Annotated in this window: 5 protein-coding genes; 3 read left to right on the forward strand and 2 right to left on the reverse strand. The window is 72.8% G+C overall.

The window, feature by feature from the left end; genetic code table 11:
- Window positions 1-81: 81 nt before the first annotated feature.
- Both SGCZBJ_RS25610 and SGCZBJ_RS08225 read left to right on the forward strand, forming a co-directional pair.
- Entirely contained in the window at window positions 82-9,141 is a 9,060-nt protein-coding gene (locus SGCZBJ_RS25610; protein WP_165799279.1) for an autotransporter-associated beta strand repeat-containing protein, read from the forward strand.
- A 105-nt stretch (window positions 9,142-9,246) separates the two neighbouring features.
- The gene (locus tag SGCZBJ_RS08225; RefSeq protein WP_101717523.1) at window positions 9,247-10,011 is read left to right on the forward strand and encodes an alpha/beta fold hydrolase; all 765 of its coding nucleotides are present in this window, start codon (window positions 9,247-9,249) and stop codon (window positions 10,009-10,011) included.
- Here the strand turns inward: SGCZBJ_RS08225 and SGCZBJ_RS08230 are convergent.
- Window positions 10,008-11,348, reverse strand: a complete 1,341-nt coding sequence (locus SGCZBJ_RS08230) for a sigma-54-dependent transcriptional regulator (protein WP_101717524.1) — start codon at window positions 11,346-11,348, stop codon at window positions 10,008-10,010. The two genes, SGCZBJ_RS08225 and SGCZBJ_RS08230, sit on opposite strands and share 4 nt — an antisense overlap.
- The gene (locus SGCZBJ_RS08235; RefSeq protein WP_101717525.1) at window positions 11,345-13,189 is read right to left on the reverse strand and encodes an ATP-binding protein; all 1,845 of its coding nucleotides are present in this window, start codon (window positions 13,187-13,189) and stop codon (window positions 11,345-11,347) included. Before SGCZBJ_RS08235 ends, SGCZBJ_RS08230 begins: the two co-directional genes overlap by 4 nt.
- Window positions 13,190-13,396: 207 nt before the next feature.
- Between SGCZBJ_RS08235 and SGCZBJ_RS08240 the strand changes: the two genes are divergently transcribed.
- Window positions 13,397-13,618: cation:dicarboxylate symporter family transporter (locus tag SGCZBJ_RS08240; RefSeq protein WP_133149214.1), on the forward strand; the 222-nt coding region annotated here is incomplete at its 3' end.

Raw genomic sequence — 13,618 nt, forward strand, 5'->3', positions numbered from 1 at the left:
CGTCGCCGCCCGCGCCGTCGCGCCATTCCCCTTGTTCGCAATCAGGCCCCGTGAAGGGCCGCAAAGGGGTGAGTGAGCGTCATGAGCAAGGCTGTCGAGCCGATCGGTTTTCAGGGTGAGTTCAGCGCCGAGCGCGGCGTTATGTCGCGTCGCCGACGGTTGGGCGCCGCCGCCTCGGGCGTGGCGCTGCTGACCGCGCTGTCGATGGCGGGGGCGATGGTCCCGGCCGTGGCCCTGGCGGACGGCGGAAGCTCCAACCGGGTCGTGGCGGGCGCGGGCCCCGGCGGCGCCGGCGGCGTCGACGGCGACGCGACCAGCGCCGCCGGCAAGGACGGCTCGGCCGGGACCACGGGCGCGGGCTCCGGCGGCGGAGGCGGCGGCGTGAACCTGCAGACCGGCTTCGGCGCCCACGGCGGTTCGGAGGGCGCTGGCATCAATGGCGCCATGGGCACGGCCTATGGCGCGACCGGAAGCATGGGCGCGGCGATCGACACCGCCCAGACGATAACCACCACCATCACCGGCGGCGCGGGCGGGCTCGGGTCCGATCCCGTCGGCACGGTGGGCCAGGCCGGCTATGTTTCCGGCTCGGGGCACGGCGGAGGCGGCGTCGGCGTCAGCGCGACGGCCGAAGTGATCGTGGGCGCGGGCGGCCTGATCCAGGGCGGCGACGGCGGCGGCGCCACGCTGGGGCTCATCACCGGTCGCGGCGGCGGCGGCGGCGGCGTGGGCCTGTTCACCAACAGCAACGTGACCATCCTGGCCGGCGGCTCGATCCTCGGTGGGGCGGGCGGCGCCAGCAACGCCGGCGGCGGCGGCGGCGGCGGGGCGGCCATCGTGCTGACCTCGCCGGCCGCGGTCGTCAACGCCGGCGAGGTCAGGGGCTCCCGGGGCGGCACGGCGAGCACGGGCAACTTCAGCGGCGAGGGCGGCGCCGGGGTGCTGCTGCTGAACGGCGGCGCGGTCACCAACCTGGCCGGTGGCGCGCTGACCGGCGGCGCGGGCGGAACGGGCTGGCCGGGCTATCTCGGCATGCCGGGTTCCGGCGTGGAGGGGCGGGACGTCACCCTGGTCAACGCCGGGACGATCACCGGCGGCACGCGGACGGGCGGCTTCCGCGCCAATGCGGTCACCTTCACGGGCGGGGTGAACTCGCTTGAGATCTGGTCGAGCTCGGTGATCACCGGCAACGTCCAGGCCTACAGCGCCGCCGACCGTCTGATCCTGGGCGGGGCGACGGACGCCTCGTTCGACGTCACGCAGATCGGGGCGGCGGCCAAGTACCGCGGCTTCGGCGGCTTCGAGAAGGCCGGGGCCTCGACCTGGACCCTGACCGGGACCAACACCGGCGTCACGCCCTGGACCCTGCGCGAGGGCCTGCTGCGCATCACCGCCGACGCGGCCCTGGGCGACGCGGCCGGGCTCCTGACCTTCGCCGGCGGCGGGCTCGACACCACCGGCTCCTTCGCCATCGCCCGCGACATCGTCGCCGCCGGCACGGGCCGGCTGATCGTCGCCACGGCCACCGACACCATCACCCTGGATGGCGACATCACCGGCACGGGACGCCTGACCAAGGAGGGCCTCGGCACGCTGGTCCTGACCGGCGACAACGGCGGCTTCACCGGCGTGCTGACCAACCAGACGGGCGTGCTGCGGATCGGCGGCGCGACGGCGGGCGACCTGGGCGCCGACGTCGTCAACAACGGCCTGATGCGGGTCTTCAACGCCGGCGACATCACGCTGTCGGGCGACATTTCCGGGACCGGCGACCTGGTGAAGGACGGCTCGGGCCGCGCGATCCTGACCGGAACCAGCGCCTATGCCGGCCTGACCACGATCAGCGACGGCGTGTTGCAGATCGGCGCAGGCGGCGCGGCCGGCGGCTTCTCAGGCGATATCGTCAACCACGCGACCCTGGCCGTCGACCACACCGGCGACCTGCTGCTGAGCGGCGACATTTCCGGTACGGGCGCGTTCGGCAAGTTCGGCGCGGGTCGGACGATCCTGACAGGCGCCCTGACCTATGCCGGCGGCACGACGATCGACGCGGGGATCCTGCAACTGGGCGACGGCGGCGCGGCCGTGGGCCTGGCCGGCGACGTGGCCAACAACGGCCTGCTGGCCACCAACCACACCGGCGACCTGACCCTGGCCGGGATCATCTCGGGCGTCGGCGGCTTCGAGAAGCTGGGCGACGGCCGCACGATCCTGACGGGGCTTAACACCTTCTCCGGCGCGATACGGGTCGATGCGGGCACGCTGCAACTGGGCGCCGGCGGCGTCGTGGGCGGCCTTTCGGGCGACATCGTCAACGATGGCGTGCTGGCGACCAGCCACAGCGGCGACCTGACCTTGGGCGGCGACATCTCGGGAACGGGCGCGTTCCTCAAGCAGGGGGCGGGCCGCACGATCCTGACCGGCGACCTCGGCTATACCGGCCTGACGACGATCAGCGCCGGCGTCCTGCAATTGGGCAGCGGCGCGCTGGTCAGCGACTTCTCCGGCGACATCGTCAACAGCGGCGCCCTGTGGTCGTCGCATGACGGCGAGCAGCTGCTGTCGGGCGACATCTCGGGCATGGGCGCCTTCTACAAGTACGGCTCGGGCCGCACGGTGCTGACCGGGACCAACAGCTATCGCGGTTCGACCTTCGTCGAGGCCGGCACGCTGGTCGTGAACGCCGGACGCACCGGGCTGGGCGCGGCCCTGACCGCCGTCCGCTCGGGCGCGACCCTGGCCGGCAACGGCGTGATCGGCGGCCAGGTGATCGTGCAGGCCGGCGGTACGCTGGCGCCGGGCGACGGCGCGGGCACGCTGACCATCAACGCCGGCCTGCTGCTCCAGAGCGGCTCGTTCCTCAGCTACGAGCTGGGCCAGGCCAACCTGCCGGGCGGGACGTTCAACGATCTCCTGGTCGTCGGCGGCAACCTGACCCTCGATGGCGCGCTGAACGTCGCCGTCGCGCCGGGCGGCGGCTTCGATCCGGGCCTCTACCGGATCCTCAGCTACGGCGGGACGCTGACCGACAACGGCCTCGACATCGGGACCATCCCGACGCCGGAGTTCTTCGTCCAGAGCTCGCTGGCCGGGCAGGTGAACCTGGTAAACAGCGCCGGGCTGTCGTTCCGCTTCTGGGACGGCGCTACGGGCGCGCGCAACAACGGCTGGGTCGACGGGGGCGTGGGCCTCTGGCAGCGCTCGACCGGCAACGACAACTGGGTCGACGAGGGCAACGTGCCCAACGGGACCTATGAGGACGGCGCCTTTGCGGTGTTCGGCGCGACCGGCGGCCGGGTGAGCGTCGACGCCAGCCTGGGCGCGGTCGAGACCGCGGGCATGCAGTTCGTCAGCGACGGCTATGTCATCGGCGGCGACGCGCTGACCCTGACCGGATCGGAGGCCTTCATCCGGGTTGGCGACGGCACGGCGGCCGGCGCGGGCCTGACCGCGACCATCGAGGCCGGGCTGACGGGCGCGGCGCGGCTGATCAAGAGTGACCTGGGCGTGCTCGTCCTGTCGGGCGTCAGCAGCTACACCGGCGGCACGACGCTGCGCGGCGGCGAGACGCGGGTCGGCTCCAGCGCTTCGCTGGGGGCGGCCTCGGGCGGGCTGATCTTCGACGGCGGCAGCCTGACCACGACCGCCGACCTGACGCTGGGCCATGACATCTCGCTGCTGAAGGACGCGTTCATCGTCACGGCGATGGGCACGACCGCGACGCTGGACGGCGCGATCGGCGGCGCGGGCGCACTGGTCAAGAACGGCGCCGGGACCCTGGTGCTGGCCGGCGACGCCGCCCACACCGGCGGGACCCGGATCACGGACGGGACCTTGCGGATCGGCGCCGGCGGTCTGACGGGCGACATCGTCAACGACAGCCAACTAGTGGCTGATCGCGCGGGTCTGCTGACCCTGGCGGGCCGGATCTCCGGCTCGGGCGGCTTCGTCCAGGCCGGACCGGGCGTCACTGTCCTGACCGCGGCCAACACCTATGCCGGCGCGACCGACGTGACGGCCGGAACCCTGCTGGTCAACGGCGACCACTCGGCCGTCACCGGCCTGACCTCGGTGGCCGGCGGTGCGAGCCTGGGCGGCTCGGGCGTGATCGGCGGCTCGGTGACCCTCGCCGACGGCGCGACCCTGGCGGCCGGCGGAGCGGCGGGCGCAGCCGGGACGCTGGCGATCGCCGGCGACCTTTCGCTGTCGTCGGGCTCGATCCTCGACTTCCAGCTGGGCCAGGCGGGCCTGGCCGGCGGCGCGCTGAACGACCTGGTGAGCGTGGGCGGCGACCTGAAGCTGGACGGCGTGCTGAACGTTTCCACGGCCGGCGGCGGCGCCTTCGGGACGGGCGTCTATCGCCTGTTCGACTACGCCGGCGCCCTGACCGACGACGGCCTCACCATCGGCGCCACGCCCGGTGGCTCCAAGGCCTACGTCCTGACAGGCTTCGCCGGCCAGGTGAACCTGGTCAACACCGGCGGCCTGATCCTGAACTTCTGGGACGGCGACACGGGGACGGCCTTCGACGGGGCCATCAGCGGCGGCGGCGGCGTCTGGCGCTTCAATGGCGGGTCAAACAGCTGGACCGAGGCGTCGGGCGACCTCAACGCCTACTACGACGAGGCGGCCTATGCGGTGTTCGGCGGTAACGCCGGCACGGTGAGCGTCGACGCCAGCCAGGGCGCGATCAGCGCCTCGGGCCTGCAATTCCTGACCAGCGGCTACCGTATCGAAGGCGACGCCCTGGCGCTGGACGGCGCGCAGGCCGAAATCCGTGTCGGCGACGGCACGGCGGCGGGCGCCGGCATGACCACGACGATCGCCTCGGCGCTGACCGGCGCGGGCGGCGTGGTGAAGGCCGACCTCGGCACGCTGATCCTCGGCGGCGCCAACAGCTACGCCGGCGGCACAAGGGTCGCGGGCGGCGTCTTGCAGGTCTCGGCCGACGCCAATCTGGGCGACGCGACGGGCGGCCTGCGGCTGGACGGCGGCGCGTTGCGCACGACGGCCAGCTTCGCCAGCGGACGCACCGTCACGCTGGACGCCGACGCGCTGATCGAAACTGCTTCGGGCGCGACCCTGACGCTGACCGGCGAGGTCGACGGCGTCGGCGCGCTGACCAAGGCCGGCGCGGGCCGGCTGGTCATCGCCGGCGATGCCACCCATGCCGGCGGCACGACCATCTCCGGCGGCACCTTGCAGGTCGGCGACGGCGGGACGACGGGCTCGATCCAGGGCGCGGTGGTCAATGACGGCCTGCTGGCCTTCGACCGATCCGACGTCGCGACCTTCGCCGGGCAGATTTCCGGTTCGGGCGCGGTCGAGATCATCGGCTCGGGCACGACCATCCTGACGGCGACCAGCACCCATGGCGGCGGCACGACGATCCGGTCGGGCGCGCTGCAACTGGGGAACGGCGGGACTTCGGGCTCGGTGACCGGCGCCATCGTCAACGACGGCGTGCTGGCGATCGACCGCTCGGACCGGCTGACCTTGTCCGGCCTGATCTCGGGCGTGGGCAGCTTCTCGCAGAACGGTTCGGGCGTCACTGTCCTGACCGCCGCCAACAGCTATCTGGGCGGGACGCAGGTGAACGCGGGCCTGCTGGTGGTCAATGGCGACCAGTCGGGCGCCACGGGCCTGACCTCGATCGCCAGTGGGGCGGCCCTGGGCGGTTCGGGCGTGATCGGCGGCGACGTGGCGGTGGCCGCGGGCGGTGCGATCGGTCCGGGCAACAGCCCAGGCACGCTGACCATCAATGGCGATCTGGCCCTCGCGCAGGGTTCGGTGCTGAACTTCGAGCTCGGCGCGGCCGGCGTGGCCGGCGGTCCGCTGAACGACCTGATCGTGGTCGGCGGCGACCTGGCGCTGGACGGTACGCTGAACGTCACGGTCCCCACCGGCGGCGTGTTCGACGCGGGCGTCTATCGCCTGATCAGCTACGGCGGCGCCCTGACCGACAACGGTCTGGCGCTGGGCAGCCTGCCGGCCGGTGCGAACGCCTATGTCCACACCGGCTTCGCCGGCCAGGTGAACCTCGTGAACACCGCCGGCCTGACGCTGAACTACTGGGACGGCGCGACCGGTCCGGGCTTCGACGGCCTGGTCAACGGCGGCGACGGGACCTGGCGGGCGACCGGCGACCTGAGCTGGACGGGCGACGTGGGCGCGATCAACGCGGGCTATGCCAACGGCGCTTTCGCGGTGTTCGCCGGCGCGGCGGGCGTGGTGAGCATCGACGGCGGGCAGGGGGCGGTGACCGCCTCGGGACTGCAGTTCATGACCGACGGCTACCGCATCGAGGGCGACGCCCTGACCCTGACCGGGGTCCAGGCCGGCATCCGGGTCGGCGACGGCACGGCGGCGGGCGCGGACATGACCGCCACCATCGCCTCGGCGATCGGCGGGACCAGCGAGCTGGTCAAGACCGACCTGGGGACCCTGGTCCTGACCGGGGCCAACACCTATTCGGGCGCAACCACGCTCAACGCCGGCGGCCTCTACATCAACGGCGACCAGTCGGCGGCCGGCGGCCTGACGCGCGTCAACGGCGGCCTGCTGGGCGGCTCGGGTGTGATCGGCGGCGCGGTCAGCGTGGCTGACGGCGCGACCCTGGCGCCGGGCGGCTCGGCTGGCGCGGCCGGTACCCTGACGATCAACGGCGGCCTGATGCTGGCGGGCGGCTCGATCCTGGACTTCCAGCTGGGCCAGGCCGGCGTCGCCGGCGGCGGCCTCAACGACCTGCTGGTGGTTAAGGGCGACCTGACCCTGGATGGCGTGCTGAACGTTTCGCAGACGGCCGGCGGAACCTTCGGGGCCGGCGTCTACCGCCTGATCAGCTATGCCGGGGCGCTGACCGACAACGGCCTGCGCATCGGCGCGACGCCGGCAGGCGATCCCAGCTATGTCCAGACCTCGGTCGCCGGCCAGGTGAACCTGGTCAACACCGGCGGCCTGACCCTGAACTACTGGGACGGCGAGGGCGCGGGCTTCGACGGCGTGATCGCCGGCGGCGCGGGCGTCTGGCGCACCGGCGGGGCGGAAGCCTGGACCGACGCCGGCGGCGCTATCAACGCGACCTATGCCGATGGCGCCATGGCGATCTTCGGCGGGACGGCGGGAGCCGTGCGCATCGACGACACCGCTGGCGCGGTCACGGCCATGGGCGTGCAGTTCGCCACCAACGGCTATCGCCTCGAGGGCGGCGACCTGACCTTGCTGGGCTCGCAGGCGGCCATCCGCGTCGGCGACGGCACGGCGGCCGGGGCGGGCACGACCGCCACCATCGTGTCCGACATCGTCGGCGCGGCGGGCCTGGCCAAGACCGACCTCGGAACGCTGGTCCTGACCGGGGCCAACACCTACGAGGGCGGCACGGCGATCAACGGCGGCGTGCTGCAGGTCGCCTCCGACGCCAATCTGGGCGCGGCCGGCGGCGGGCTGTCGTTCGACGGCGGGACCCTGCGGACCACGGCGACGATCGAGATGGCACGGGCGACGACCTTCGCCGGCGCGGGCGGCTTGGACGTGGCGGCCCAGACCACGCTCTCGCTGAAGGGGGCGATCTCGGGCGCAGGCGGCTTCGTCAAGAGCGGGACCGGGACGCTGGTGGTCGCCGGAGACGGCTCGGCCTTTGGCGGCCGCGCCTCGGTGACGGCCGGCGTGCTGCGCGTCGACAGCGTGCTGGGCGGAGTGACCGACGTGATGAGCGGCGGCCGGCTGGAGGGCGTCGGCCGGGTCGGCGGGCTCGTCCTGCGCTCGGGTGGCGTCGTCGCGCCGGGCGGCGAGGGCTTCGGCGTGCTGAACGTGGCGGGCGACTTCGTGTCCAACGGCGGCCTGATCGAGATCCAGGCCGTGCTCGGCGGCGACGGCTCGCAGGCCGATCGACTGGTCGTGGCCGGCGCGACCTCGGGCGCCGCCGAGATCAGCGTCGCCAATCGCGGCGGCCTGGGCGACCAGACGCAGGAGGGGATCAAGATCGTAGACGTGGCGGGCGCCTCCAACGGCCAGTTCACACTGCGCGGCGACTATGTCTTCCAGGGCGACCAGGCGATCATCGCGGGGGCCTATGCCTACCGGCTCTACAAGAACGGCGTGGCGACCCCGGCCGATGGCGACTGGTACCTGCGCTCGTCGCTGGTCGATCCCGGCGAGCCGGAGACCCCGACTAAGCCCGAAGAGCCGCAGGGGCCGCTCTACCAGCCCGGCGCGCCGGTCTACGAGGCCTATGCCGCCAGCCTGCTCGGCCTCAACGGCGTCGGCACGCTGCGCCAGCGCACGGGCGACCGCGTGTGGGGACAGGGCGCGACCGAGCTCGGCGGGGCCTGGGGCCGGATCGAGGGCGAGCAGAGCCGTTCCAAGGACGCGCCGCGCTCGAACACCGGCGCGGACCTGAAGACCGACCGCTGGGCGGTGCAGATGGGCTACGACCGGGCGCTGCCTGACCAGACCTGGGGCGGGACCCTCGTGCTTGGCGCCAGCTGGCGCTACGGCGAGGCCGACACCAAGGTCCGTTCGGCTCATGGCGACGGCGCGATCGCGACCAACGCCTACGGCCTCGGCGGGTCCGCCACCTGGTACGGGCAGGGCGGCGCCTATGTCGACGTCCAGGCCCAGAACAGCTGGTACGACAGCGACCTGCGCTCCAACCTGCTGGGCGACCTAGCTAAGGGCCTGGACGGCTCGGGCGTCTCGCTCGGCGTCGAGGTCGGCAAGCCCAAGGTCCTGGCCCAGGGGCTGCAACTGACCCCGCAGTTCCAGACCGTCTATTCGCGGATCCGCTTCGACTCCTTCGTGGACGGGGCGGGGGCGCAGGTCTGGGGCGATCGCGGCGAGAGCCTGCGCTCGCGGGTGGCCGCGGCCCTGGCGCATGAGACTGAAGGGCAGAAGGGCGCCGGACGCCTCTACGGCCAGGTGGGCGTCGCCTACGAATGGCTGGGCGGCCCCAGCGTCATGGTCTCGGACGCGCAGCTGGCGCGGGGCGACGGCCGCCTGTGGGGCGAACTGGCCGTCGGCGGCAGCTATCGCTGGCGCCAGGGCCTGAGCCTCTTCGGCGAGGTTTCGGCCGCCAGCGGCCTGAACAACCTCGGCGACGCTTACAGCGTACGGGCCAACATGGGTCTGCGCTTGGCGTTCTGAGGTGACGGCGCCGGGCTCTTCGGGGGCCGGCGCCGGCTCTGCGTTGCGGGCTTCGGCGGCCTTTGATATCGATTGAAACGTTCGTTTGAATCGCGATGGGCCGCCATGTTCCGTTTCACGACCTCCGATGGTCTCTCGATCGCCTGTCATGAATGGGGTGACGACGTGGCCGCGCCGCCGGTGGTGCTGCACCACGGCTTTTCGGCCAGCGGCCTGATCAACTGGAAGGCGCCGGGGATCGTCGACGCCCTCGTCGCGGCCGGCCGGCGGGTGATCGCCATCGACGCCCGGGGCCATGGCGCCTCGGACAAGCCGCACGATCCGGCCTTCTATGGCGAGGCGCGGATGGCGCGCGACGTCTCCGAGCTGATCGACCACCTGGGCGTCCCGGCCATCGACCTGGCCGGCTATTCCATGGGGGCGATCGTCAGCCTGATCTGCGCCAGCCAGGAGCCGCGCGTGCGCCGCCTCGTGACCGGCGGGGTGGGCGAGGGCGTGGTGGCGACCGGCGGCGTCGACACCCGCCACGTGCCCAGCGACGCGATCGTCCAGGCCCTGCTGGTCGAGGACGTCTCCATGATCGAGCATCCGGCCGCAGCCCCGTTCCGGCTGTTCGCCGACGCCATCGGCGCCGACCGCAAGGCCCTGGCGGCCCAGGCCAGCGTCGTCCACGCCACGCCGATCCCGCTCGACCGCATCACGGCGCCGACCCTGGTGATCGCCGGCGACGATGATCCGCTGGCCGTGCACCCCGAGCGTCTTGCCGCGGCGATCCCCGGCGCGCGGTCGCTGGTGGTCAGCGGCGACCATCGCTCGGCGGTGGCCGCGCCGGCCTTCGCGCAGGCGATCGTGGCGTTCCTGGCCGGCTAGCCCTTGCCCGGGCGGTAGCGGTCGATCTCGATGCCGTGGCGGCGCAGCTTGTCGTAGAAGGTCTTGCGCGGGGTCTGCAGCAGCGCCATCGCCGTGCGGGCGTCGCCGCCGCAGGCCGCCAGGGTCTCGCGGATGACCATCGCCTCGTAGCGGCCGGTGCGATCGGCCAGGCTCTCGGCCGGCCCTTGCGCGGCGCCGTCCTCGGCGACCAGCGCCGACGGCAGGCCCAGCGCCACGCGCTCAGCGTAGTGCGCCAGTTCCCGCACATTGCCCGGCCAGTCGTGACCCAGCAGGTGGTCGCGGATTGTCGCCGTCAGGCGCGGGGCGGGGCGTCGAAGCCGGGCGGCGGCCTCGGCCAGGAAATGGCCGAACAGCGCCGGCACGTCCTCGCGCCGTTCGCGCAGGGGCGGCACGACCAGGGTGACCACGTTGAGGCGATAATAGAGGTCGGCGCGGAAGGCGCCGTCGCGCACGGCTTCAGCCAGGTCGACCTTGCTGGCGGCGATGATCCGCAGGTCCAGGTGCCGGGGCTCGGCCGCGCCGACCGGCCATATCTCTCGCTCCTCGACCACCCGCAGAAGCTTGGCCTGCATGGAGGGCGACAGGCCCTCGATCTCGTCGAGGAACAATACGCCGCGATCGGCGCGCTCGATGCGGCCGGTGCTGGGCCGGGTCGAGCCGCCGGCTGCGCCGAACAGCTCGGTCTCGAACACCGCCTCGGGAAGGGCCGCGCAGTTGACCGTGACCATCGGCCGGCCCCGCCGCGCCCCGCCGCGATGCAGGGCGTGGGCGACGAGACCCTTGCCGGCCCCGGTTTCGCCCTGGATCAGCACGTCGACCTCGGCCTCGGCCAGTTGGGCGATGGTGGCGCGCAGCCGCTGCATCACCGGCGTGTCGCCCAGCAGCGGCGAGCCGCCGCCGGCCTGGGCGGCGGCCTCCAGCCGGCGGTTGTCGAGCACCAGGCTCCGCTTTTCCACAGCCCGCGCCAGGGCGGCGGTGAGGCGCTCCATCGGGAAGGGCTTGGAGACGAAGTCGTAGGCCCCGTCCTGCAACGCCGCCACGGCCATGGCCACGTCGCCGTGGCCGGTGATCAGCAGTACGGGGATGTCGGGGTCGACGGCTCGTACGCGCTCGAACAGCGCCAGGCCGTCCATGCCCGGCATGCGCACGTCGGTGACCACGGCGCCGTCGAAGTCGCGGGTCAGGGTCTTCAGCGCCGCGGGGGCGTTGTCGAAGGCCGCCACCTCGTAGCCGCGCAGCTCCAGGCCCTGGGCCACCGCGCCGCGCAGGGCGTCGTCGTCGTCGACGAGCAGGATCTTGCCGGCGGGGGAACTCATGGAACGGCCTTGCGCAGGGTCAGGGTGAAGGTCGCGCCGGCGCCGGGCGTCGAGGCGGCCGTCAGTTCGCCGCCGAAGCCGGCGGCGATGTCGTGGGCGATCACCAGGCCAAGGCCCAGGCCTCGCGGCTTGGTGGTCAGGAACGGCGTGAAGAGGGCGCGCTCGACCTCGGGCGCGAGGCCGGGACCATTGTCGGCGACGGCGATCCGCACGGCGTCGTCGGTCTCGCTGACGGTCAGGGTGACGGCGCCGTCGGCCCGGTCCTCGACCGCTTCGAAGGCGTTCTGCAGCAGGTTGACCAGCACCTGCTCGAGCCGGACCCGTTCGCCCAGCACGGCCAGGCCGGGCGTCTCGCCCTTGCGGACCAGGCGCGCCTGCTGCCGGCGCGAGCGGCTGGCGGTCAGCAGCACCGAGCCGTCGACGACCTCGCTGACCAGGGTCGGCTCGACCCGGCCGTCGGCCTTGCGCGAGAAGGCCCGCAGCTCGTCGGTGATGCGGCCGATGCGCTCGGTCATCGACGCGATGGCGGTGAGGTTCTCGCCGGCCGCCTCGGCGCGGCCCTGGGCGATCAGCAAGAGGCCGTTGTCGGCGTTGGCGCGGATCGCCGCGACCGGCTGGTTGATCTCGTGGGCGACGCCGGCGGCGATCTGGCCCAGCGACGCCAGCTTGTTGGCCTGCACCAGGTCGGCCTGCAGCGAGCGCAGTCTCGTCTCGGCGTGCTGGCGCTCGTCGACCTCGTGCGAGAGGGCGCGGTTGGCCTGGGTCAGCTCATGGGTGCGGGCCTCGACGCGTCGTTCCAGCTCCAGGCGGGTCTCCCGGTCGCGCAGGGCGGCCAGCTGGACGCGGCGGCGGCGCACCCACAGCCAAAGTAGTGCGGCGCTGAGCAGGGTCCAGACCAGGGCCGTGATCCAGCGCGCGGCGTCGGCGGCCTGGTCGGCGGGGGCGGCGGGGCTGAGCAGATGCAGGGTCCAGCCGGGGGCGACGTCGGGCAGGCGGGTCTCGATCTGGCGGTCGGCCGGCGCGACGTCGGTGCGGGCCACGCTGTCGCCGCGCCGGGCCCGCAAGGGCAGGGGGGCGAAGGTCGCCTCGCCGAACTGGCCCTGGGTCCGCAACGCCTGGCGGTCGGCCGGCGACAGGGGCGTCCGGGTGTGGAAGCGCCATTGCGGCTCGCTGGTGATCATCACCAGGCCCTGGCGGTCGACGACGAAGGCCGGCTCGCCGATGGCCCGCCAGGCGGCCTCGACGGAGTCGAACTCCAGCTTGACCACGACCACGCCCAGCGGCCCGTCGGGGCCGTCGACGCGGCGGGCCAGATAGAGGCCGGGCTTGCGGCTGACCGTGCCTAGGGCGAACTGCTCGGCGTAGCCGCTGCGGAGGGCCTCGGCGAAGTAAGGTCGGAAGCCGTAGTTGGAGCCGAGGAAGCTGGTCGGCTGGCGCCAGTTGCTGGCCGCGGCGGTAAAGCCATCGGCGGCCACGACATAGATCACCGCCGCGCGGGTCTGGGCGCCCAGCGCCTCCAGCTTGCGCGACAGGGCTTCCAGCCGGCGCGGGTCGCGGGTGGAAAGAGCCGTCTCCAGGTCGGCGTCGTCGGCCAGCACCAGGGGCAGGGCGCGCTGCTTGTCGAGTTCGCTGCGCAGCACCGCCGCGTGCAGGGCGGCCGAGGCGTTGGCGCGCGCCCGCAGGGTGGTCATGGCGCGGTCGTGCGCCAGGGTTCCCACGGCCAGGACCAGGACGGCGCCGATCAGCACCGCGATGGCGGCGAACAGGGCCAGCCCCTGGCGCGAGACGCTGCGCTCGGGCGCGGGTCGCGTATCGGCGGCGCTTGGATCTGGTTGTGTCATATTCCACACGAGTGCGGTTCTGCGTGAGTGAGATATGGCACGGCGAACATGGTCGTGACGAGGCGAAATGTGAAATTTCCCTCTAATATTCATGGGGTTGGTTCGGAATTTAGAAATCGGCTCACGGCGACGGGGAAATCCCGCACTCTTGAACCAAGCGCCCGACCTTCAAAGGACGCGCGAGGAAACGAGAGCCAGGAGCCATCGATGATCCCGCAGACGACCCCCGCCGGCGCCGCGCCGCCTCGCCAGGGGCCTTGGTACACGCACCTCTATGTACAGGTGCTGGTCGCCATCGTGGCCGGGGCCCTGATCGGCCACTTCTGGCCCAAGTTCGGGGCCGACCTGAAGCCGCTGGGCGACGCCTTCATCAAGCTGGTGAAGATGGTCATCGCCCCGGTGATCTTCCTGACCGTCGTCACCGGCATC

Origin of the sequence: Caulobacter zeae, from assembly GCF_002858925.1 — a bacterium.
GTDB lineage: Bacteria > Pseudomonadota > Alphaproteobacteria > Caulobacterales > Caulobacteraceae > Caulobacter > Caulobacter zeae.

What these genes read in the sequence shown, in the direction of transcription:
- SGCZBJ_RS08225 (WP_101717523.1), top strand. Translation starts at nt 9,247, where the DNA reads ATGTTCCGTTTCACGACCTCCGATGGTCTCTCGATCGCCTGTCATGAA.
- SGCZBJ_RS08235 (WP_101717525.1), bottom strand. Translation starts at nt 13,189, where the DNA reads ATGACACAACCAGATCCAAGCGCCGCCGATACGCGACCCGCGCCCGAG.
- SGCZBJ_RS08230 (WP_101717524.1), bottom strand. Translation starts at nt 11,348, where the DNA reads ATGAGTTCCCCCGCCGGCAAGATCCTGCTCGTCGACGACGACGACGCC.
- SGCZBJ_RS25610 (WP_165799279.1), top strand. Translation starts at nt 82, where the DNA reads ATGAGCAAGGCTGTCGAGCCGATCGGTTTTCAGGGTGAGTTCAGCGCC.